Annotated in this window: 21 protein-coding genes and 3 pseudogenes; 14 read left to right on the forward strand and 10 right to left on the reverse strand. The window is 58.9% G+C overall.

Annotated elements, in window-relative coordinates; all coding sequences use genetic code 11:
* Nucleotide 1 precedes the first annotated feature (1 nt).
* On the reverse strand, nucleotides 2-523 hold the full coding sequence (locus tag AC070A_RS20040; protein WP_494773570.1) for a hypothetical protein: 522 nt from the start codon (nucleotides 521-523) through the stop codon (nucleotides 2-4).
* A gap of 95 nt (nucleotides 524-618) precedes the next feature.
* Here AC070A_RS20040 and AC070A_RS20045 point away from each other — a divergent pair, with 95 nt between their 5' ends.
* Nucleotides 619-987, forward strand: coding sequence for a MarR family transcriptional regulator (locus tag AC070A_RS20045; protein WP_494773571.1), 369 nt, complete (start codon nucleotides 619-621; stop codon nucleotides 985-987).
* 227 nt (nucleotides 988-1214) lie between these two features.
* Here AC070A_RS20045 and AC070A_RS20050 read toward each other — a convergent pair whose 3' ends face one another.
* The 3 genes from AC070A_RS20050 to AC070A_RS20060 form a co-directional block, all read right to left on the reverse strand.
* On the reverse strand, nucleotides 1215-2678 hold the full coding sequence (locus AC070A_RS20050) for a hypothetical protein (protein ID WP_494773572.1): 1464 nt from the start codon (nucleotides 2676-2678) through the stop codon (nucleotides 1215-1217).
* 121 nt (nucleotides 2679-2799) lie between these two features.
* The gene (gene traR, locus AC070A_RS20055; RefSeq protein WP_492384186.1) at nucleotides 2800-3504 is read right to left on the reverse strand and encodes an autoinducer-binding transcriptional regulator TraR; all 705 of its coding nucleotides are present in this window, start codon (nucleotides 3502-3504) and stop codon (nucleotides 2800-2802) included.
* A 183-nt stretch (nucleotides 3505-3687) separates the two neighbouring features.
* Complete coding sequence (locus AC070A_RS20060) at nucleotides 3688-4656, reverse strand: LysR family transcriptional regulator (protein ID WP_492384187.1); 969 nt, start codon at nucleotides 4654-4656, stop codon at nucleotides 3688-3690.
* A 150-nt stretch (nucleotides 4657-4806) separates the two neighbouring features.
* Here AC070A_RS20060 and AC070A_RS20065 point away from each other — a divergent pair, with 150 nt between their 5' ends.
* A complete protein-coding gene (locus AC070A_RS20065) occupies nucleotides 4807-5712 on the forward strand; it encodes a nucleotidyltransferase and HEPN domain-containing protein (RefSeq protein WP_492384188.1) in 906 nt (301 codons plus the stop codon).
* Nucleotides 5713-5853: 141 nt separating this feature from the next.
* Here AC070A_RS20065 and AC070A_RS20070 read toward each other — a convergent pair whose 3' ends face one another.
* Complete coding sequence (locus tag AC070A_RS20070; RefSeq protein ID WP_492384189.1) at nucleotides 5854-6135, reverse strand: hypothetical protein; 282 nt, start codon at nucleotides 6133-6135, stop codon at nucleotides 5854-5856.
* A 116-nt stretch (nucleotides 6136-6251) separates the two neighbouring features.
* A complete protein-coding gene (locus AC070A_RS20075; RefSeq protein ID WP_492384190.1) occupies nucleotides 6252-7406 on the reverse strand; it encodes an amidohydrolase in 1155 nt (384 codons plus the stop codon).
* Nucleotides 7407-7560: 154 nt separating this feature from the next.
* Between AC070A_RS20075 and AC070A_RS20080 the strand changes: the two are divergent.
* The 11 genes and pseudogenes from AC070A_RS20080 to AC070A_RS20130 all read left to right on the forward strand — a co-directional run.
* A pseudogene (locus AC070A_RS20080) lies at nucleotides 7561-8028 on the forward strand (amidohydrolase family protein); the annotation flags it as partial.
* A gap of 250 nt (nucleotides 8029-8278) precedes the next feature.
* Entirely contained in the window at nucleotides 8279-8527 is a 249-nt protein-coding gene (locus tag AC070A_RS20085; protein ID WP_492384191.1) for a Y4oE-related protein, read from the forward strand.
* A gap of 217 nt (nucleotides 8528-8744) precedes the next feature.
* The gene (locus AC070A_RS20090; protein ID WP_492384192.1) at nucleotides 8745-9785 is read left to right on the forward strand and encodes an ABC transporter substrate-binding protein; all 1041 of its coding nucleotides are present in this window, start codon (nucleotides 8745-8747) and stop codon (nucleotides 9783-9785) included.
* 125 nt (nucleotides 9786-9910) lie between these two features.
* Nucleotides 9911-10675: an ABC transporter permease gene (locus AC070A_RS20095; protein WP_492384193.1), complete on the forward strand. Its 765-nt coding sequence runs from the start codon at nucleotides 9911-9913 to the stop codon at nucleotides 10673-10675.
* 15 nt (nucleotides 10676-10690) lie between these two features.
* Nucleotides 10691-11494: an ABC transporter permease gene (locus AC070A_RS20100; protein WP_113133562.1), complete on the forward strand. Its 804-nt coding sequence runs from the start codon at nucleotides 10691-10693 to the stop codon at nucleotides 11492-11494.
* Nucleotides 11491-12579, forward strand: coding sequence for an ABC transporter ATP-binding protein (locus AC070A_RS20105; protein WP_492384194.1), 1089 nt, complete (start codon nucleotides 11491-11493; stop codon nucleotides 12577-12579). Before AC070A_RS20100 ends, AC070A_RS20105 begins: the two co-directional genes overlap by 4 nt.
* A 123-nt stretch (nucleotides 12580-12702) precedes the next feature.
* Nucleotides 12703-13563 (forward strand): TauD/TfdA dioxygenase family protein, encoded by an 861-nt coding sequence (locus AC070A_RS20110; RefSeq protein ID WP_494773573.1) that lies wholly within the window; start codon nucleotides 12703-12705, stop codon nucleotides 13561-13563.
* A 34-nt stretch (nucleotides 13564-13597) separates the two neighbouring features.
* Complete coding sequence (locus AC070A_RS20115; RefSeq protein ID WP_492384196.1) at nucleotides 13598-14248, forward strand: RraA family protein; 651 nt, start codon at nucleotides 13598-13600, stop codon at nucleotides 14246-14248.
* Nucleotides 14245-15174 (forward strand): carbon-nitrogen hydrolase family protein, encoded by a 930-nt coding sequence (locus tag AC070A_RS20120; RefSeq protein ID WP_492384197.1) that lies wholly within the window; start codon nucleotides 14245-14247, stop codon nucleotides 15172-15174. The genes AC070A_RS20115 and AC070A_RS20120 overlap by 4 nt, the downstream gene beginning before the upstream one ends.
* A gap of 59 nt (nucleotides 15175-15233) precedes the next feature.
* The gene (locus AC070A_RS20125; protein ID WP_492384198.1) at nucleotides 15234-16604 is read left to right on the forward strand and encodes an MmgE/PrpD family protein; all 1371 of its coding nucleotides are present in this window, start codon (nucleotides 15234-15236) and stop codon (nucleotides 16602-16604) included.
* Between the two features lie 100 nt (nucleotides 16605-16704).
* A pseudogene (locus AC070A_RS20130) lies at nucleotides 16705-16911 on the forward strand (integrase); the annotation flags it as partial.
* Here AC070A_RS20130 and AC070A_RS20135 read toward each other — a convergent pair.
* The 4 genes and pseudogenes from AC070A_RS20135 to AC070A_RS20150 form a co-directional block, all read right to left on the reverse strand.
* Nucleotides 16883-17262: pseudogene (locus AC070A_RS20135) on the reverse strand (type II toxin-antitoxin system RelE/ParE family toxin). The pseudogenes AC070A_RS20130 and AC070A_RS20135 overlap by 29 nt on opposite strands.
* Nucleotides 17243-17518 (reverse strand): type II toxin-antitoxin system ParD family antitoxin, encoded by a 276-nt coding sequence (locus AC070A_RS20140; protein ID WP_492384199.1) that lies wholly within the window; start codon nucleotides 17516-17518, stop codon nucleotides 17243-17245. The pseudogene AC070A_RS20135 and the gene AC070A_RS20140 overlap by 20 nt, the downstream one beginning before the upstream one ends.
* Nucleotides 17519-17981: 463 nt before the next feature.
* Nucleotides 17982-18284 carry a type II toxin-antitoxin system RelE/ParE family toxin gene (locus AC070A_RS20145; protein ID WP_492384200.1) on the reverse strand — a complete coding sequence of 101 codons (303 nt, stop codon included), beginning with the start codon at nucleotides 18282-18284 and terminating at the stop codon, nucleotides 17982-17984.
* Nucleotides 18285-18301: 17 nt separating this feature from the next.
* A complete protein-coding gene (locus tag AC070A_RS20150; RefSeq protein WP_223729066.1) occupies nucleotides 18302-18547 on the reverse strand; it encodes a type II toxin-antitoxin system ParD family antitoxin in 246 nt (81 codons plus the stop codon).
* Nucleotides 18548-19136: 589 nt separating this feature from the next.
* Here AC070A_RS20150 and AC070A_RS20155 point away from each other — a divergent pair.
* The gene (locus tag AC070A_RS20155) at nucleotides 19137-20213 is read left to right on the forward strand and encodes an ornithine cyclodeaminase (RefSeq protein ID WP_492384201.1); all 1077 of its coding nucleotides are present in this window, start codon (nucleotides 19137-19139) and stop codon (nucleotides 20211-20213) included.
* Nucleotides 20214-20238: the final 25 nt, after the last annotated feature.

Raw genomic sequence — 20238 nt, forward strand, 5'->3', positions numbered from 1 at the left:
CTCAGTACCACACTCGTTGCTTGCCAACACCGTCGATGATCACGTCGATGTAGTGGGGTTGCGGGCGGACGTTCGGTCGCGTCGTCACATAGCGCTGGCACTGTGTACGGCCGTCCCTCCGCCGCCACACTGCCGACGAGGTTGTCCGATCATCGTTGGAATAGCATTCAGCGTTCGAGACAGTCTGTGGCGTGGTCGAGATACAACTCGCTTCGAGCCCGCGATCTCCAGACCGCGTTGTCAAGCGATAACCTTCATTGCAGGAATAGGGCTCGAATCGGGGACGCGTGGTCTGAAACCCAACGCCGCTGCAGGTGGGAAAGGAGCGCCCTTTTGCAAGCGCGCGCCAGAGCTTGTGGATTGGCGCCCGGCACTCCGCATATTGCGTCGGACCGCTCGGATTGGAAAGGCACAGGATAACCTGGCAACCCCATTCAGCCGCTCGCGCTTTACTGTCGAAAACAAGATAGAATGGCGCTAGACTGGCTGCAGCGACAACTGCCCGTGCGAGAGACTTGTTCATGACCACCACCCTTCACTGACGCGATTGTGTGCAATCCTAACAGGCGGCGCAAATTCGCGACGCGTTTTACAATCATATATCTGACAGTATAAAAAATGACAAGCGCACTCAATGCTCATTGGCAGAGCCAGCTGTTTTCGGCTTACGCCTTGCAAGAAGTTTTCGACAAACCGGTTGAGGGAGAAACGCCGCAATCGCGTTTGAAGCAGGTCGGGATGATGACGGTGCTCTATATGATGCATCAAAATCACGAGAAGCTAACGCTTTCGAATATAAGCCAAATTACCGGACTGACTCGCAATGCAGTGGCGGAATCGATCGATCCTCTCATTGAGCGGGGCATATTGACCGAAACGATTGTGAAGAACTCGATGGGACGAGGAACTGCGAGGCAGTTTGAGTTCTGCCCAGACGTTTTCGATCGCCTAAGATTAAGCCCGGAACAGCGAAAACCTGGAACGTAGTGATTTTTTTGCGACACTAACAGAGGCACACGGCGGCGCCTTGGCTTCTGACCACGTGAAGGGCATGGCAAGCAACCGCGAGAAGCTTCGTGGCGTCCAAGAGGGCGTTAATTTGGGGGCCCACAACTTCAATTCGGCCATCCAGATCTGCTTTTCGACGGCCGTCGGGCGAATGCCTGCATCTCGACATTCACTTACTGAAGCAGATTCCCAAAGAAAGATACTATTCACCTGGCCGTACGCCGCAGCCCTTCCAGTAGCGGTCGCAGTTTGTGCTTGCGCCGGTGCTGCTCGATGAGCCTATCAAGATGCGCAAGCCACTCGCCGGACCGCCCGCAAACCTTATGGGCGCGCGCGGCAATGCCGAGCCACAGCTCGGCCGTCTCATAGCGACTTGATCTTCCTTCAGACATGATCGGATCGGCCATGCGGCATGCAAGGACAATCACCCAATCGGGGTGATCCGCCAATGCCCGTTCAGCAAGCCGACCCAGCGTCGGGTCACGCGGACTCAAGAAACGAGTTTCATGCAGGTTTATGCAAGCAACGGCGTCGGCAACCAAGTCCTCGTCGAGCAGGATTTCGATCCGCTCATTGGCGTAAGGTGCCGCCATCAGCGCCGCAAGCAGCATTTCGCGCAATTTCGGCCAGTCCGACCGAGCGGCGAGTTTCTCGGCCACGCGGAAATCTTCACGTGCAAGGCTTTCTTCGAAGGCTACGCGCGCTGCCGTGAACGTCATATCCCGGTTACCCGCCTCATGCGCCTTCTCGCGCAGCCAGCGGGCTAGAATGGCCCTGTCTGTTCTGTGATGCCAATTTTTGTCACCTTCGCCGCGCCCGTCTCGCGACAGCCCCCAGGCAGCGAGGTCGATCGCGGTTTCCACCCGGCCGACAGCAGCGACGGCCTCGGCAAGCCGCAAGAGGTCACCATGTGTGGTTAGGCGCACATGGGCGAGCGCGACCGCCTCATCGACACGTCCCGTCTGCGCCAACTTCACAGCATGGTCGCAATGAAACCCCGCGGCACGGGAAAGGTTGAGGAAATGCTCACTACGTCCCATGGCTTCGAGCGCGGCAAGTCTAGCCCGCGTCAGATCGTCATCAAGCGGATCACCACCTCCCCTAGGCGGCCAGCTCTGCCCAAGCCCCGCGAGCGTCGCCTGAAGGCCTGGCTCGTCCCAGCCCTGCATGCAAGCTGCAAGGGCAGTCGCAAAGGCATTGTCGGTGCCAGTTTCTGCGAGTTCGCCCTGCCAGTCGGCCAATTCATCTGCGAGGTCATCGCGCTCCTCCTGTGAGACCCCATCCATGAGGGCGGCTTGAGCGATCAATTGATCAAGCCGAGGAAAGAACTCGTGCAGGGTTTCATCCCAATCGGCGTTCGCCGGCCAATATGCGGCCAGCCCCGCGGCCACGGGCTTCAAGATCGTCAATGCATGGGCGCCGCGCCCCTCGGCAAGAAAGGGTTCAGCCTCGTCGATCAGTTGTTCGAGCGCTGCTTCGTCGATACCCGCAGTCCATTCGTCCCGACTGTGCCGATGGCGCCCGGAACTGGTCGCAGAGAAAAGCGCTTCAGCGCGACGACGAAACGGGACCGGGTCGAGCAGCGTGCTCGCCTCGTCAGCCACCGAAACCGCGAATCTGGCATCGAGCCAAAGGGCAAAGCCCTCGTCTCTCTCGGCGCGTTCGAGCACAAGCGCCTCAAGCCGTTCACGCGAAATCGCCCGTAGATGCTCCGCGCGCTTGTTCTCCGCTTGCTGCATCTGGACTCCTCAAAACTTCGACTTCGAAAGCTCGCCTACGATGCGCTGGGCTTCAAATCAGCTTTAGCTTCGTCGCCAGTGCCGTCGCCTGCGGAAGCGAGTAGGCATTGAGCTTCCTGCGCGCATTATTCATGTGGAAGTTGACGTTCCAGTAGCTCATGTTCTCGATGGCGGCGATATCTCTCATGCACTTGCCCTCGGACGCCCACTTGAGCATAAGCGCCTGTCTGGCGGTTAAGGCGATGCTCGGCCTTGCTGTGGGTTCAATTTCTGTTTGCTCGATTCGTACATGGAGCTGAGCGACCGCCATCGCGGCTGCAACCGGATCGATATCCCGATTGAGCGAAAGGGAGGGATTGTGCGAGGCCATTGTCAGCATCGCCATGCGCCTGAACGGGGTTGCGACCGGAATGGTGATACCCGACCGAATGCCGAAACCGGCGGCATCCAGATAAAACTGCCGAACACGCCTCGATCTGACATTCCTTGAATTTTCGGAAGACCAGGTGAACACTTTCATCGTGGCCTTGGCAATCTGGATCACGGGGTCGATCTCGTTGAAGCTCTTGGAGAAATACCAATCCTGCCATTCCGGATGATAATTCGACACGGCGAACGTTCCGATTGGTTGAAGATTAAGGTAGGCGAAATACTCGAAGCCGAGTTCTTCAGCGAGTTCGGTGAGCGCTTCGTTGAACATCTCCTTGGTGCGCGCCACGGTGGAAACATCGGTTAACTTCTGAAACCAGCTCTTCACCTTCTCCTCCTTTTTTGCCCATACTGAAGCAATGCTCGGCCCAGCAACATCCTGGACCTTTCGTCGGTGGCCAATTGCCATAGACCGGCGTGCGAAGCAGCCGGCGAGCTGTGCTCCTGCCTCGCCTTCAATATGAAGGTCCGAGGACCGTCGTCGCCAACCTCTGGCCGCCTACGCTGCCACTTACCTATCTACTCGCCATGCGCCGGCAGGACGGCGCTTAGTGTTGTGTCTTCCGGAATGGTCGCCCACAGCTTTAAGCGATCTTGATGCCGCTGCCAGCGTGCGGGCAATCTCCACGATCTCTTCACGGTTTGCGGTAGGATCCTCCTTGTTCCAAGCAAGCCCCATGCCGATCGTGAAATCCACCCCCTTCACTTCCCGAAGGCGAAATGACTGGTGGGGCAAATCCCTGGTCCATTCCGGCACGAAACCCACGCCCATCCCGGCCGCGACCAGCGAAACCAAGGAGAGTGTGTCGTCGCAACTACAGGCAACCTGATCGAGAAGGCCAAATTTTTTGAACTGCTCGAAGAAGTACTTCTCCGTGTAAGACAGATTTGAGCGGGAAAATGAGATGATCCGCTCCCGTTTCAGATCGTCCATTGTGACGGTTTCCGCCGTCTCAAGCCGGCTGCCAAGGGGCACCGCCAGAAGATATCGTTCGTTGGCGATGCTCTGCCAACGCAGCGATCCGATATTTTCGACCGGCCGGATGAAGCCAAGGTTGATGCGGCCCTTCTCCAGGTCCCGGATGATTGCATCCGTGGAACCGCTGCTCACGTGGATCTGGATATCGGGAAATCGCTTGCCGAGCTTGCTTAGAAAGAGCGGCAGGACACCGAAGGTCGCTGGGTATATGGTTCCAATCGTGATCCGATCGACATTCTTGCCTGCAACGGCCCGGACGATCGCTGAACTGCTTTCGATTTCCCGCAGAACACTGATGCACCGCTCGTAAAAAACTTCGCCGGGTTTTGTCAGTTGAACACGGCGCGTCGAGCGAATGAGAAGCTGCACGCCAAGCTCCTTTTCCAGCGCCTGGATCTGCAAGCTGAGGGCAGGTTGCGCCATAGACAGCGTCGCCGCGGCGCGGCCGAAATGAAGCTCCTCAGCCAGCGTCGCAAAACATCTCATCTGACGGAGTTCCATTCCCGGCCCTCTGCATCCGCGCCAATCAATCCACAAGCCGGTAGATCTTTCATTAATTTCCACCGTATATCAATATGCTGTTTTTTTATAATCCAGTGCCCATGAATTTCGGTAGTAGACGGCGAGTCGTCTTTATCCTATCGGTTGAATATGAAAACGAGCCTCGAACATCTTCCCGAGAAGAAACAGCGCGAGCTTGCCCGCGTTGTGGAGATCATCCACGAGGAGTTTGCCGATGCGCTCGAGGGAAGCTCGGCCGACTTCAAGAAGCGCGGCCGGATCCTGAAGATTATCCTGTTCGGTTCCTACGCCCGCGGAACGTGGGTCGATGAACCGCATACGATGAAGGGTTACCGCTCCGACTACGACATCCTCGTCATCGTCAATTCGAAGAAGCTCGCAGAACCGGAATACTGGGACAAGGCGACCGATCGTCTGATGTGGGACAAGGGAGTGTCGACACCGGTTGGGCTGATCGTCCATGGCGCCCGGGAAGTGAACAACTTCCTTGCTGACGGACAGTATTTCTTCGTCGACATCCTGCGCGAGGGCATCGTGCTTTACGAATTGGATGACCGGCCGCTGGCCGAGCCGAAACGGCTCTCGCCTGCAGATGCACTCAGGGTCGCGAAGGAGCGCGCGAATCTTCATCTGCCGGAGATTGGCGACTTGATCGCAGGTTCAAGATTCTATCTCGCGAAGGAAAACAAACGCCGCGCAGTATTTGAACTTCATCAAGCTGTCGAAACGGCCTATTCCTGCGTGCTCCTCACCCTTACCAACTACAGCCCACCTTCGCATAACCTCAAATTTCTCCGCGGTCTCGCCGAGGATCGTGATCAGCGGCTCGTCGGGGCCTGGCCGCGGGACCAGCATCGCTTTACCGCCTGGTACAACATTCTCAACGAAGCTTATGTGAAGGCACGCTATTCGAAACACTTCGAGGTCACCGAAGAAGCGCTCGCCTGGCTTATCGAGCGAACCGAACATCTCCACCGCCTCGTCGAGGTGATCTGCACGGAGCGGCTGGCGGAGTTGGAATGGGGCTCAGCCTAGCTTCCACATGCCTACATCTCGGCACGGCATGAGCCATCGCCGATGCAGTCGGGCGCACCACATTTGTGCGGCGTCCATACTGCCGCGCTTCAGGGCTTCGTCAGCGACGAGGTCCTGTACACGTCCTGTTTCCAGGATGTATCAATTAGCGGTCCGCCTGGTGCATTGGATTTGCTGCTTGATGCAGGCGATCTCAACAGTCGAGCATTCGGCAATGCCGTTTACGACAACGCAGTGCGAGCATTGATCGGTGAATTCCAGGCAATCCGGATTGGCCCTGATGAAGTCCCGCAGGCTGGCGTTCTCGGTCTGTCGCGGCTCAGGAACAGCATCGGCACCCGGCGTATCCGCCGCATGAGCGGCGGTCATCCCCGCAATGGCAAGCGCCAGGCAAAGCGCGACACGAACGCTGGACTGCCTCATCCCTTGCTCCTCCTCAGCGTACATCCGACGCGACGTGAAACGGCTTTCCTCCGCAACTGCGCAATGTCAGAGAGTGCCGTCACAACAGCCGCCGTGCAATCGACCGCCCGTCGCCCTCACCCCAGTTCGTTGCGGATCGCCCGCATGAACACCCTGGCGCCGATGCCGATCAGATCGTCGGGAAAGTCATAGTCCGGATTGTGCAACCGCGCATGGTTTTCGCCAGCGCCGAGGAAGAACATCGCCGCTGGCGCCACGCTCCCGAAAAGGCCGAAATCCTCCGACCCCTTCATCGGCAGCACGCCCTCGCCCTTGTCGTGGCTGACGCCCTCCTCGTCCATGGCACGTTCGAGCGCGGTGACAGTCGCCTCCGCATTGCTGCACTGGTGGAACACGTCCTCATAGCCGATCGTCACCTTCAGCCCGGCAGCCTCCGCCTCCCTGGCAACCAGAGCCTCAGCGCGGGCCACGAGGTGGGCCATGCGCTCGTCGGTCAGCGTCCGGAGCGTCGCCCAGATCTCGGCGTATCCTGGGCTGATGCCGAAGGCCGCCTCGCCGAGCCGCGCATGCGTCACCGTGACAAGCGTATAGGTGTCGTCGAGCGGCCCGTTGTTGCCGAGCGCCGTCAGGCCGGAAAGCAGCGCGGCAACAGCAAAGGTCGGCGCAATGCCGTCCTCCGGCGTCGAGGCATGCGCCGTTTTTCCCGACAGCGAAATCCGCATGCCGCGCGAGGCGCAGTTCACTGGCCCGCTGCGAAGCGCCGCATGACCAAAGCCGATGCCCGGAAAATTGTGCAGCGAGAAGACGAGATCCGGCTTGATTGCCGCAAATTTCGGGTCGGCGAGCACGGCCGCGGCACCCGCGCCGTTTTCCTCCGCCGGCTGGAACATCAGGATCGCACGGCCCCTCACCGGCCGCTCGCGCCCGAGCCCTTTGGCCAGCGCCATCAGGATCGTCATGTGCCCGTCATGGCCGCAGAGGTGGCCTTTGCCCTTAAACTCCGAGCGATGGGAAATCTCGGAAATCTCTTCGATCGGCAACCCGTCGAGCTCGGCCCGCACCATGACGGTCCGGCCCGGCTCGCGTCCTTCATAGATCGCCGCAACCCCATGCCCGCCAAGGCCGTTAATCACCGCATCCGGTTTTGTCTCAGCCAACGCCTTGACGACCGTTTCCGCCGTCTCCCGCTCCTCGCCCGAGACCTCCGGCCGCCGGTGCAGGTCGCGCCGAAAGGCGGTGAGTGCCTCCAGTTCACGGTCGATCAGAAACATAACGCCCCTCAGGTTCTTTATCCGGACAGAAGCTCCAGTTTCCGGCTTCATTGCTCACGCGTTTGGACAACGCATGATTCTGGCCCCTTCAAAAGTCTCCCAACCACGACCTTTAGACCATCTCCGCTATTGAAAGAGAAGAGCGAAACACACCCAGGGGCACAGCGACAGCGTACTGACTTCCTATCCCAAGCGCCGCGGCATGACGCGCGTGCCCGAGATGCTGAAGCCCGGCATCCGCCCCGGCTGGGGCCAGGATTGCGTGCTCGATCCATGGTACTCCCTCGGCAGAGCCGACATGCTCGACGTCGCCTTCATGGGATTGCACGCCGCCCAGATGTCCTCGCCCGCGGACATGTGCACCTGCTTCAACATGGTCAACAAGGTCAACGCCGAGATCATGGGGCTCGATCATCTCGGCCTGGCCGTTGGCAAATCGGCAAGCCTGGTGGTGCTCGATGCGGGCAATCCGATCGAGGCGGTGCGCTTGCGCGCCGAGCGGCTTTGCGTCGTGGCGAAGGGGAACGTCGTGGCTGAACGCGAAAAGCACGATACGACCCGGTCCATCAAGGGCCGCCCGGCGACCATCAACCGCCGCCACATCGTGCCACGGCAATCGTGAGTTACGTATAAAATCCGTCAGGCGAGCAGTCAAAGTAGCTACGGCAAAATCTCCTCCACGTTGGCCCAAAGGCCTCCAAGGGGTCGATGAACGATGTCGGCGGAGAATTTTGACTTCTCCCAGAGCGGGAAATAAGCTAAGATTCAACTTGCTCGATATGAGTGGCACCGTGTGTTTCCGGACGACGCGATCTTCGCTGTGAGACCGTCCGGCCACATTTCCCCCGCCGGACTCTCAAAGGAGAGTCGCCATGTCGAAGCCATTGATGAATGCACTGGAACCGTCAACCGAGGCGGATGCGCAACATGACGTCGCGGTGGCGGCGGCTGTGGAACTTGCAATGGAGTTTTACGGCTGCGACGCCGTGACCGCCGCGGCCAAGCGCGCGTTCGAGGCCAGGGACCTCAATCGCGAAAGCCATTACCGGTTCTGGCTTCATATCTTCAAATCCCTGAAATCCAATCCAAACCTGGTCAACGAAATCTGCCAGCCGGGGTGACGGAGCGGCTGCCTATGGCAGCGCGCATAAACCCAACGCTCGGATTCGTAGAGCTTGAGGCACACAAGACCGAATCCGATGCAAGCCGCCCGCCAGTTCAGCGAATGCAACACGATTTATATGGTTTCCGTATCAATACCGGGAAATCAATATTGGAGATCGCAAGACTGACGGGCGCAATGTCACCGAACCGACAACACCAACAAAGGGGATCGTCATGAGGTACACTGCGCTTTGCGCACCTGCGATCGTATCAATGGTTTTGGCTGCGAACGGCCACGCCGAAACGCTCATCGTCAACAGCTATGGCGGGCCGTACGAAACCATCATTCGGGAGCGGATCATTGAGCCTTTCGAGGCTAAATTCGGGATCGAGGTAATCTACGACGCTGTCGGTTCGGCCTCCCAGGATTATGCCAAGATCAAGGCCACCAACGGCCGCCCTGGCTTCGATGTCGTCGTAATGACCGCTTCTCAATCGCTCGAAGGATGCAAGGAGGGCCTGCTTGAGGAATTCTCGCCAGAGGAGGTTCCCAATCTTCAGCATCTGTCATCGGTGATTGCGGGCGTTGCTGGTCCCTGCGGCGCGGTTCACGAAGTGCAATATCTCTCGCTTCTTTACCGGACGGACAAGTTGGCAGAGCGTCCGAATTCCTGGAACGCGCTTTTGGATGATGGCCTCAAAGGCAAGATCATCCTCCCGACGTTCCAAAACGTGATGGCCGCCTACCTCATGGAGATCTTCTCGGTCGCCCATGGCGGCGATCTGCTCGAGAACGTCGATCCCGGCTTTGCCGCCATGGCCAAGCTCGCCGGGCAGTCGATCGGCTTTGAGCAATCATCCTCCGTCATGGAAACGTACATAAAGGCGGGCGACGTCTGGGCCATGCCCTTCTGGAACGGGCGCGCGCAGCTGCTCGTCGATAGCGGCCTGCCGGTCGACTATGTCCTGCCGAAGGAAGGCTCGATCCCCTTGGTCGCAACCCTAAACGTGCCGAAGGACGCGGCGAACCGAGACGCGGCTCTCAAGTTCGTCAACTTCTTTCTCGAGAAGACCAGCCAGGAGGCATGGGTTACCGGCTACAAGGTCGGCAGCGGTCGGATCGACATCGATGTGCCCGCCGATATCCGTGCCAAACAAATCACCACCGAGGCGGATCTGAAGGCCCTTCTATTGCCCGATCTCGCTGCGGTCGCGTCGCGGATATCCGCCTGGGGCGAACGATGGGAACGTGATGTCGTCGCGGCGGCCAAGTGAGGTAGATCATGGCCGTTATTATTTGCTCCACTCCGACAAAGCCCCTGCGCGCCGCGGTCCCTGTCAAGGGCCTTGTGCCGCTGATAGCCCCGTCGCTCGTCCTTGTGCTCTTTTTCGCGATACCGATGGGCATGATGATCGGGATCAGCTTTCAAAGTCAAACGGAGGGCAGCCCGACACTTGCGAGCTATAGCCGCTTCTTCAGCAACGACCTGGTCCTTGTTGGCCTGGCCCGCACCGTCGTGATGTCGGGCCTCGTTGCGCTCTGCGTGACCGTCCTAGCCTACCCCCTCGCCTACTATCTGGCACGCGCCACATCGCGCTGGCGAACGGTCATCTTCGCGCTTGCCATTGCGCCGGAACTGGCGGGGGTCGTGCTTCGCACCTATGGCTGGCTGATCATTCTCGAAGATCGCGGCTTCATCAATTCCGCGCTGATATGGACCGGATTGATCACCGAACCCTTACCCTTGTCGAAGAACCTTTTCGGCGTTGTGGTTGGGCTTACTCACGTCATCCTTCCGTTTGGTGTGCTGTCGCTTCTGACGAGCCTCCAGGGTATCAACCCCAATCTGGAAAAATCTGCGCAAATTCTTGGCGCGTCACGTCTTGCTGTTATCCGGCACATCATCCTGCCGCTCTCCGTGCCGGGAATCGTAAGCTCTTTCTTGATTGGCTTCACCATGGCCGCAAGCGCTTATGCGACCCCGGCCCTCCTTGGCGGCGCTGGCTTCAAAGTCATGGCCACAATGGTCTACGAGCAGGTGCTGTTCTATCTCGACTGGCCCTTCGCGGCCGTGATGGCGAACGTTCTGCTCATCCTGATGCTGGCCGCCGGCTTTATCGGATCCAGGCTGGAGTCGCGCCTCCACCAAAAACTTCACCTTTAATGTCGGGAGGCTCCAATGAACCGACTGCTCACATATCTGTTCAGGATGGCGCTTGCCGCCATCCTGGCCTTCATCACTCTTCCTCTGGTCGTCGTCGTCGCGGCCTCTTTCAGTCCCACTTCGGCCGTGACGTTCCTGCCAAGCGAATGGACCTTGCAATGGTACACGGCGCTCTGGGACAGCCGCTGGCTCGATCCGTTTCTACTCAGCGTCGAACTTGCCGTCATCGTGTCGCTCGCAAGCGGACTGCTCGGCGTCCTTGGAGCCTACAGCGTCGCCTACGCAAGATGTCCGGGGCACACCGCCATCATGGCGTTCCTCTTGTCACCCATGTCGGTCCCGCAAATCGTCAAGGGCGTGGCGATCGTCCTGTTTCTGTCCTCGATTGGACTTTACGACCTGCTTGGAACGCCCGGCCTTGTCATGGCTCACATCATCCTGACATTGCCCTACGTCGTGCGCATGGCGGCCACCGCGATGTTCGGTTTCGACAAGCGGCTTGACCGCGCGGCACGCATACTGGGCGCCAGTGTCACGCAGAGGATCAGATATGTGCTTTTGCCGCTGATCCGCTCCGGCCTCTTCTCGGGGATGACCTTCGCCTTCATCATTTCCTTCAACAACATCCCACTCTCCGTCTTCCTGGTCAGACCCGGGCAGACGACACTTCCGATCACCGTCATCAACCATCTCGAATACAGCCTGGATCCGGTGCTTGCGGCCGTGAACGTCGCGTCACTCCTCTTCATCCTTGGCGCAATCATCCTTTTCGAAAAGATCGGCGGCTTTTCCGCCCAATTCCACGGGGGTAGCAAATGACCACCATCGATATTGAACTCCTTTCCGTCAGCAAGCAGTTCGGTGCAAACCGGATCGTCGACGATATCAGCCTTGCCATCCCAAAGGGAAAATTCGTCAGCATTCTTGGTCCGTCCGGATGTGGCAAGACGACGACCCTGAACATGATCGCCGGATTTGAAGCGCCCTCTAGCGGGCAGATCCGAATTCGCGGTCGCGATCAGGAAGGCGTCCCGCCGGAAGCCCGGAAAATCGGACTGGTCTTCCAGAACTACGCACTCTTCCCGCATATGACGGTCGCCCGGAATGTCGGCTTTGGCCTAAAGATGCAGGGCCGGCCCCGCGAGGAAATCGCCGACGGTGTCTCACGAGCCTTGAAAAGTGTCCGTCTCGAGGGCTTTGAGGATCGTTATCCGAAGGAACTTTCAGGGGGCCAACAGCAACGGGTCGCGGTCGCTCGGGCGATTGCGCCCTCACCGTCGGTGCTGCTTCTCGATGAGCCGCTCTCAAACCTTGACCTTAAGCTCCGGGAAGCGATGCGCGTAGAGCTGAAGGAGATCCAGGAAGATCTCGGCATGACCTTCATCTATGTCACACATGACCAGGAAGAGGCGATGGCCATGTCCGACCGGATCATCGTCATGCAAGGCGGAGTGGTCGCGCAGGAAGGAGCGCCCGCGGACATCTACGGCCGCCCGAGGACCTCCTTCGTAGCGGATTTCATCGGCAAGTCCAATATCCTCCCGGCATCCGCAGAGACCGGGACCGATCGGAACCTGAAGGTATCCCTCGGCGCGGGAAAAGCGGTGCTCACAGCCGCGCGGGGAGACGACGTCGCTCCTGACAAGGTGCGCTTCTGCTGCATCAGACCGGAGGCCGTCAGGCTCGCAGATGCGGCAGGGGCGCTCGACGAGCCTGCAAACCGCCTGACAGGTACCATCCAAAAGGTCGTCAATCTGGGCGCCTATCTCGAGGCTCGGATGCTCGTCGATGGCGGGATCACCTTGAAGTCCATGATCCGCTCGACCCGTCTCGAGAAGCTCTCGGCCGGCTGCCGCGTAGACCTCGCCATCGCCCATTCCGCTGTCCAACTGCTGGAGCAATAGCGGTATTTATTGCCCTCCATTATCAATGCGAAAGAATTGATATTGGAATTTCAATTTATCACTCCGCTAAGCTCGATGTGATCCCAAGCCCGGGATCTTCCCACACGGAGGCGAAAAACGCACATGAAAACAAGAGTTTCGGCAATCCAGAATGACGGCAACGTCTGCGCAGACATCGTCGGGTTCGATTTCTCCGGTTACGACGACGCGGACATTGCCGCGGTTCGATCCTACTGGCTGCAATATGGCGTCATCCGCTTTCGGACGACCGATATCACAGACCAGCAACAGGTCGACTTCTCCCGTCACTTCGGTGATTTCGTTATCCATCCCAAGCAGTTGCAGGAAGGCGGACACCCGATCCATCGCGAAATCCTGGTGATCAGCAATGTGATGAAGGACGGCAAGCCTGGCGGCGCGCTCGGCAACAGCGAAGCGACATGGCACACGGACACATGGTTTTACGAACGCCCACCGGCCGGCGCCATCCTTCGGGCGATCGAGGTTCCGCCTTCCGGCGGCGACACGTATTTTCTGTCAACCTACCACGCTTTCGAAACGCTCCCCGAGGAGCTGCGCAGGGGCGTTGAGGGGCGGCAGATCTTCTTCCAGAATGTGTACGACAAGACGGGCAAGTTGCGCCTCGGGAAAGGCGAGCCGACGAGCACGGATTTTCGCGAGTGGAGCGGCGTCGTCCATCCGTTGGTCAGAACTCATAGCGAGACGGGCCGCAAGGCGCTTTATCTTGGTGGGACGTCGGAAGGGGCGTGGATCGTCGGCATGCCGCTCGATGAAAGCAGCGACCTGATCTCAAGGCTTTGGGAGCACACCACCAACGCGCCTGAAGTCTTCGTCCAGAAATGGAGCGTGGGCGACATCGTGATGTGGGACAACCGTTGCACGATGCACCGGCGCGATTCATTTGACCCGAATACCATCCGGATCATGCATCGGACGACGACATCCGGCGAGCGCCCGGTCTGATTTGTGAACCATAGGGCAGATCGGAGTTTCGTCGATGACCCAGCCATACAAGATTAAGAAACAACCTGAAGCGATACCAGACGCACTGCGAACACTGCTGGAGGGTGTCGAAACCGCAACCATCGGCCACTTCGAATATCTTGGATTTGTTGGGGCAGGAATTGCGCCGGTCTTTCCGGCCAAGGCAATTGGAACGGCAGTCACGGTCGCCGCGCCCGGCCGCGATGGAGTCGTCATCTATACGGCAATCGATCTGCTCCGCCCGGGAGATGTTCTCGTCATCTCCCGGGTCGACCGGGACGACGTTGCCTGCGTCGGCGGCGGTGTCGTTGCTGCTGCCCGAGCTCGCGGCGCCGTTGCCATTATCGTCGACGGTCCTTGCACCGACATTGAGGAGATCCGCGCCAGCCGTTTCCCGGTCTGGTGTCGTGGAGTCTCGTCCAAGACGACCAGCCGCCGGCACCAGATCGGTGGCGCGATCAACGTCCCGATCGCCTGTGGCGGGGCGGCCGTGCTGCCCGGGCATGCGGTCCTGGCAGATACGGAGGGTGTCTTCGTTGCCGATCCCTCCGATATGCGCTGCATCGCTGACACCGCCCTCGAGCGCCAACAGCGTTCCCTTAAGCTCCGGCCCTACCTTGAGGCCGGCCATTCCATCTTCGAATTGGATCGGATCACGTCATGAAGATTTCCCTCGTCCAGATGAACTCCCAACCCGACCGCGACAGCAATTTGCGCGCGGCCGAGAGCCTGATGCAGCTGGCAATCGCACGCGATACACCAGATCTCATCGTTCTTCCGGAACATTTCGACTGGTCCGGCGGCACGGTCGCGGAAAAACTGGCGGCGGCTGATCATATGCCGGGCGGCGACGCCTATCGCATGTTGCAGGCGTTCGCCGCCCGGCAAAAGGTCTGGATCCACGGCGGCAGCTTGCTCGAAAGGGTCGATGGAAGTTCAAAGATCTACAACACAACGGTCGTCTTTGATCCGGACGGTAACGAGGTGGGCCGCTACCGCAAAGTTCACCTGTTCGACATCGAGGCGCCAGATGGCAAGAAGTATCGAGAATCCGCCACCGTTGCGCCTGGAGAAAGCCTATTCTTCTACGAAGCCGGCGGCTTCAGGATCGGCTGTGCCATCTGCTACGATCTGCGCTTTCCCCGGCTCTTTGATGCGCTCGCAGACGCCGGCGTGGATGTGGTCATTCTACCCGCGGCCTTCACGTTACAGACCGGCAAGGACCACTGGGAAGTGCTCTGCCGTGCACGCGCGATCGAGCATCAGGTCTATTTCGTCGCCTGTGGTCAGTGCGGAGGCTACACTGCAGCAGACGGAGATCGCCGTTTCACCTACGGCAACTCTCTCGTCTGCGACCCCTGGGGACAGGTCATAGCCCGCGCCGTCGATCAGGTCGGCCTGGTTTCCGCACACCTCGATCTCGACCGTGTGGCGGCAGTTCGCAAGCTCATTCCCGCCGCGTCGCACAAGGTTTCGTTTGTCGATCAGGCACGCGTCTACCGAGGTTGCAGCCGCGGTGAGCGCTGCAATTCCTCCTGCAGCTCGCCTGTGCAGACCTTCGGGGCACCAATTTCTTCTAGTAGCACGTAGACAACGCCCCCCTGAAAATGGACCTCCAATCTCCATCCTCGGGTAATCGGACACCAGATATGACCGCTTTCATCACGCAAACGCTCGGCAGCTATATCGCCGAGGAAGCACTCGCTCGCGTTCCCGGCGACGTCATCGACAAGGCCAAGCTCTGCCTCCTGGACTCGCTTGGCTGCCTGTTCGGTGGGTATCAAATGCCGGTGGCCGGCATGCTGGCGGCACTGCGAGCGGATAGCGAGGTAGTGCCCTCCTCCGTCGGTTCCTTCAACGGTCGTAGGGAGCCGGCGACGGCGGCCTTCGCCAGGGCGACCCTGATCAACGCGCTTGACTTCGACGACATATACGAGAAGGGCCACCCGGGAGCCACCGTTATCGCCGCGGCCTTGTCGGTCGCCGAGCACACAAGGTGTTCGGGCACAGAATTACTCGAAGCCGTGATCACCGGCTATGAGGTGAGCTGCCGCGTTGGCATCTCGCTGGCTCACGTCCAGCCCAGAAAGGCGATTCACGGCCATGGGACTTGGCAGATATTCGGTGCAGCGGCGGCGGCAGCGAAACTCATGCGGCTCGACCCCGGGCGAGCGGCGCATGCAATCGCGATCGCCGGCGCGAATGCACCAGTCGCGTCCGTCATGAAGACCGTCTATGGAGACACTCCATCGATGGCGAAGAACAATTTCGGCATGGCCGCGCAAATGGGCGTCATCGGCGCGCGCCTCGCCGCTGCCGGCTACGAGGGGCCTTTGGATGTCTTCGAGGGAGAGACAGGTTTCTGGCGAATGGCGGGCGCCGACGAGTGCCGTTTCGATCGATTGACCAATGGCTTGGGTGCCGCCTTCGAAATTCTCCGGGTTGGCTTCAAGCCCTTCAGTTGCTGTCGGCTCATCCAAAGCAGTGTCCAAGCCAGCCGCGACGTCGTCCGGATGGCCGGCATTGATCCCGCCGACGGCTTGCACGCCAAGCTGGTCGTGACCGCACCTCCGATCGTGTGCGAACCGCCATTTAGCGAAGCGCGTCCGCGGCACATGTGGGCAGCGCAGTTCAGCGCACCGTACGCCATCGCTATGGCCGTGTTGGGCGTTGAGCCGGGTCCCGACTGGTTCTTGGATGATTGGCTTCATGACGAGATCGCCGGGCGGTTTCAAGACAGTATCGAGCTAAGGCCAAATACCATCCACGCCTCACCTCGGGGCGCTCACGCCGCAAGCGCGTGGTTACAGTTGCGCGACGGGCAGAGCTTTGAAAGGCACGTAGACGTTGCGGAGGGAGAGGCTAGTAACCCCATGCAGAAATCAGCTCTCGAGGGCAAGTTCTTACGACTTGCGAGCCCTGTCGTGGGAGACAGCGGTGCTTGCGAAGCCATTGATAAAGTGTGCGCACTGGATAAAGAGGAATCGCTCCGGCCGCTCATCCGCTTATTGGTCGGCTGATACCGGCATACTCCGACGTGACGGCATTTTTGTTTGCAAGCCCAGTCTGCAACCGAAAATCAACATCACTTGGTCACTGAGTCCCCCACGGCCCCCCACCGGCCTGCATGGCGACCTCGGCGAAGACAACGTGAGAGCAGCCAAATTCTCCGGTCATTCGCTGTGCGCCCGCTTGGCCTCCTCGGCCGAAGGCGACGACCGCCACGTGCAAAAGCAGTTTGGCCATGCGAGTGCGGAAATCAGCCGCAGGTACCACCGCCGACGCGACCGATTTAGAGTCAATCTGACGAAGGCATCGGGGCAGTAGGCTTACCCGCCAACATACGTGCGAGCATATTTCTGATGTGGTCCTGCGCACCATAGAAAATTGCCGCGACAACGATTGCGCGGCTATGTTCCACCGGAAGAATCCAAATAGCTGCCTTGTCCCGCCGAAGAAACCGAATCCCTTGATGAATATCGGGGCGCAGAGTCCCGATATAAGGCGTATCGACGAGACGATCGATTCGACACGCAATTTGCGGATCCGTTCAGCGGTACGCTCCACTGCCTCGTCAGGCGCGTCCCCGAGTTCGACATCGGCATCGAACAAATGATCGAAGATCAACTCGAAATCGCGTTCGGCATCCTCAGAATATTCAAGAGTCCACACGAACAACCCGTCGCTTCCGCTCAATCATTGCCGCGACGCGGCTTTCCATTTCCGTCGCAGAAATCATTGGTCCGTTCAATCGCCGCTGGACCAATTCGCGAAGTGCTGCCGTTTCGACGGCCTCAGTTTCGGTCTTTTGGCGAAGCAGTTCCAGGCCCTGTTGAAGAACGGAACTCATGCTGGAATACCGGCCGCTCTCCACCAGCGAACGGGCAAACGAATCCTGCTGCTCAGTAAGCGAGATCGACGATTTCACACTCATCGGCTTAACTCCTTCGAGCCCAGTTTGCTACTCAGTAGCACATTTTTTGCGCACTTAGCCGAGCTATCGGCGATTGCCGCCATCGCGGGTGGCGACCCCGCCAAGCTTGAGCAAAGGCTTAAATTCCCTGATCACTCACTTACGCGCGGGTCTAGCGTCTTCGGCGCAGAACGACGAGCAATATGTGCAAAGCAATTGGCGCGCGCTCCAGACGAAGTGATTTGCAAATACTGCCGCACCCGCTTCGATCCCATTCCCGCCCAGGCGTCGCGGCTTTGTGCGCCCCTCCCCATCTGCCTGTCGATCCGCCTCGGCCGCACCAAGACGACCACGATGTTGGCCTTGAATCAGTGGCTGGCGGGCGCGGGTATGTACTCCGAGATTACACTGACCGAAGTTAATATCTAACGCGGCCGGGCGAAAAGCGCGGTCGCAGGGACAGCCCTGACAGGCAGCCAGGATGTCACTCGTCCATATCAGCCGAGGAAAACAGCTCGTCGATGTCGCGGTGTCCCTCGATGATGTTGACTACCTCAAAACGGTCATCGACGTAGCGGAAGAAGATAACATATCCCTTATGCGCCGAACTGCGGATATCGGCCCGCAATTCCGGCCGCGATCGGCCGAGCGTGCCAGGCAGGTCGGCAAGTGTGCGGCACTTTTGCCGAAGTTCCCCCACAAAGCGGCGGCCCGCGACCAAGCTGCCGCTTTGGCGGGTGATGTATTCGAGGATATTGACCAGATCGGTGAGCGCCGAAGGCAGCATACGAAGCTGCGGCACGCTTAGAATCCCTCCTTGGTCAGCTGTGCGGCTTTAGCCTCCAGCGCCGCGTCAATATCAGCATCGGACACTTCACCGCCCTCGGCAATCGACTTGTTGAGGAGGCTGCTCAGAGCCCTCAACTTCTGTTCGCGTTCCTCGACCAGACGGAGGCCTTCGCGCACCACTTCGCTCGCGGAGCCGTAACGGCCGTCCTTCACGATGTTGGATACAAAGGCTTCCCAGCGGTCACCAATGGAAACGTTCATGCCACACCTCCGGATTGCGTAACAGCATGCCACAATAACAATCCTTGCGCAATTATTGATACAGTCGCAACGTACCCATGTTGCGTTGCTGGAGACAAAGTCTTGCATGACTTCAATCATTTAGTGCGCCGTGCAAAAGAATTGATCGCGAGCGGGAATGCAGCGGACGCCATCAATTATTTATCTTTTCATGGGGCCAGATGGCGACCAGTCGCTGGATGCCGGATATCTCGGAGAGCGACTGGGGGAGTGTTATAAGAACCTTGGCGACCTGCATGCCGCCAAATATTGGTATGGAAGATCGGTAGAAGAAAGTCCGACGTCAGGCTGGCCTCGGTGGAAGCGCGTAAAAGGCTCCACAAAGTCAGCATCGATTCTTATCTGGGGGACGGAGAAAAGTAGCTCCAGTAGCGCGGCCACGCGCCCAAAACTACTTTGTCAACAGCTACGGTTCGGCTTTCGGCTTAGCGACAGAAGTCGTTCATTTAAAGACGACAAAAATGTATCCGAACCTTTCCTTTAATCCCGCCGTTCCAGATGTGAAATTGCTCCCGGTCGCATGACGTCGACAATTCCTCGGAGAACGGTGATGGAGAGCACACCCAGATACATTTCACTTGCGGAAATGAAACGCCTCGGCGTACATCTCGAGGCATCCGCGCTCCACGATGCCGCCAGGGCAGCTTGGTCCGACATCCGCTTGGGCCAGGCCCATGGCCTGAAATCTGTTTTGTCCTTTCCCGAAGCCGCCTTGTGGAACCAACCCCAGTTTGAAGCGTACCGGGATACGTTGCAAGGCGAGCGATTGGGCTGGAAGCTCTCTGCGCTCTCCAGCGTCGGGGGCAGATACGCCGCCGTAAAGGTGGTTGGTGCCAATGCGATAAACCGTCGACTGGGTCAGCCACGTTCGACGTCGACGATCCTGCTGCTCGACAGCTTCACGCTGCGCCCGCTTTGCGTGATGGACGGAACCGATATCTCTGCCGCAAGAACGGCAACCTATGCCTCAATGGCGCTTGAACTTTTCTTTCCCGAAACAGAAGAACTCTCTGTTTTCCTCTTTGGAGCGGGCCCCATTGCCGAGCAGATCATCAGAGTGCTTGATCATTTCGGAGCCGGCACCATCTCAAAAATATTCGTGCGCAGCCGCTCAGGCACTTCCGCGCACCAACTCGTAAAAGGACAGAGACAGTCACCTGGAATTCGGCTTGAAGCTGTCGCGGATAATCAGAGGCTGCGTGATTGCCGGTTTGTCATCACCGCCTCCAATGCCAGCGCACCGGTGTTTGAGAGCGCAGAGATTTGCCCAAATGCCGTTATCCTGCATCTTGGGGGAGACGAGACGCCGTCCGGCCATATCCAAAAAGTTCTTCGGTCCGGACTGGCGCTCTGTGACGACATTTCCATGGTGTCGCGGCGAAACTCGCAAAGCCTGGCGCTTTACTTCTCGCGCAACGGATCAACGTTGGAGCAGCTCGGCCCGGCGCTCGGTGTCATGAACCTAAAGGATTTCTGCGAGGCGGACGGAGGATCGGAATTCCCGATCCTCATGACGTGCGTGGGCCTGCCGATGCTGGACCTTTACGTCGCCGCTCATGTTTACGAAACATGGTTCTCGCCAGTTGCGGGCACGACGTCACCTGTGCAGTCATCTGGCACGAGCTGATGTCAGGCGGCCCAAACTCTACGGA

The organism is Ensifer sp. GW101-20A05, from assembly GCF_059424735.1.

Excerpts from the sequence above, each read along its gene's own strand:
- AC070A_RS20155 (WP_492384201.1), top strand. The coding sequence starts at position 19,137 with ATGGAGAGCACACCCAGATACATTTCACTTGCGGAAATGAAACGCCTC.
- AC070A_RS20100 (WP_113133562.1), top strand. The coding sequence starts at position 10,691 with ATGAACCGACTGCTCACATATCTGTTCAGGATGGCGCTTGCCGCCATC.
- AC070A_RS20145 (WP_492384200.1), bottom strand. The coding sequence starts at position 18,284 with ATGCTGCCTTCGGCGCTCACCGATCTGGTCAATATCCTCGAATACATC.
- AC070A_RS20150 (WP_223729066.1), bottom strand. The coding sequence starts at position 18,547 with ATGAACGTTTCCATTGGTGACCGCTGGGAAGCCTTTGTATCCAACATC.
- AC070A_RS20115 (WP_492384196.1), top strand. The coding sequence starts at position 13,598 with ATGACCCAGCCATACAAGATTAAGAAACAACCTGAAGCGATACCAGAC.
- AC070A_RS20060 (WP_492384187.1), bottom strand. The coding sequence starts at position 4,656 with ATGGAACTCCGTCAGATGAGATGTTTTGCGACGCTGGCTGAGGAGCTT.
- AC070A_RS20065 (WP_492384188.1), top strand. The coding sequence starts at position 4,807 with ATGAAAACGAGCCTCGAACATCTTCCCGAGAAGAAACAGCGCGAGCTT.
- AC070A_RS20045 (WP_494773571.1), top strand. The coding sequence starts at position 619 with ATGACAAGCGCACTCAATGCTCATTGGCAGAGCCAGCTGTTTTCGGCT.
- AC070A_RS20105 (WP_492384194.1), top strand. The coding sequence starts at position 11,491 with ATGACCACCATCGATATTGAACTCCTTTCCGTCAGCAAGCAGTTCGGT.
- AC070A_RS20075 (WP_492384190.1), bottom strand. The coding sequence starts at position 7,406 with ATGTTTCTGATCGACCGTGAACTGGAGGCACTCACCGCCTTTCGGCGC.
- AC070A_RS20110 (WP_494773573.1), top strand. The coding sequence starts at position 12,703 with ATGAAAACAAGAGTTTCGGCAATCCAGAATGACGGCAACGTCTGCGCA.
- AC070A_RS20125 (WP_492384198.1), top strand. The coding sequence starts at position 15,234 with ATGACCGCTTTCATCACGCAAACGCTCGGCAGCTATATCGCCGAGGAA.
- AC070A_RS20090 (WP_492384192.1), top strand. The coding sequence starts at position 8,745 with ATGAGGTACACTGCGCTTTGCGCACCTGCGATCGTATCAATGGTTTTG.
- AC070A_RS20040 (WP_494773570.1), bottom strand. The coding sequence starts at position 523 with ATGAACAAGTCTCTCGCACGGGCAGTTGTCGCTGCAGCCAGTCTAGCG.
- AC070A_RS20140 (WP_492384199.1), bottom strand. The coding sequence starts at position 17,518 with ATGAGTGTGAAATCGTCGATCTCGCTTACTGAGCAGCAGGATTCGTTT.
- AC070A_RS20095 (WP_492384193.1), top strand. The coding sequence starts at position 9,911 with ATGGGCATGATGATCGGGATCAGCTTTCAAAGTCAAACGGAGGGCAGC.
- AC070A_RS20070 (WP_492384189.1), bottom strand. The coding sequence starts at position 6,135 with ATGAGGCAGTCCAGCGTTCGTGTCGCGCTTTGCCTGGCGCTTGCCATT.
- AC070A_RS20085 (WP_492384191.1), top strand. The coding sequence starts at position 8,279 with ATGTCGAAGCCATTGATGAATGCACTGGAACCGTCAACCGAGGCGGAT.
- AC070A_RS20120 (WP_492384197.1), top strand. The coding sequence starts at position 14,245 with ATGAAGATTTCCCTCGTCCAGATGAACTCCCAACCCGACCGCGACAGC.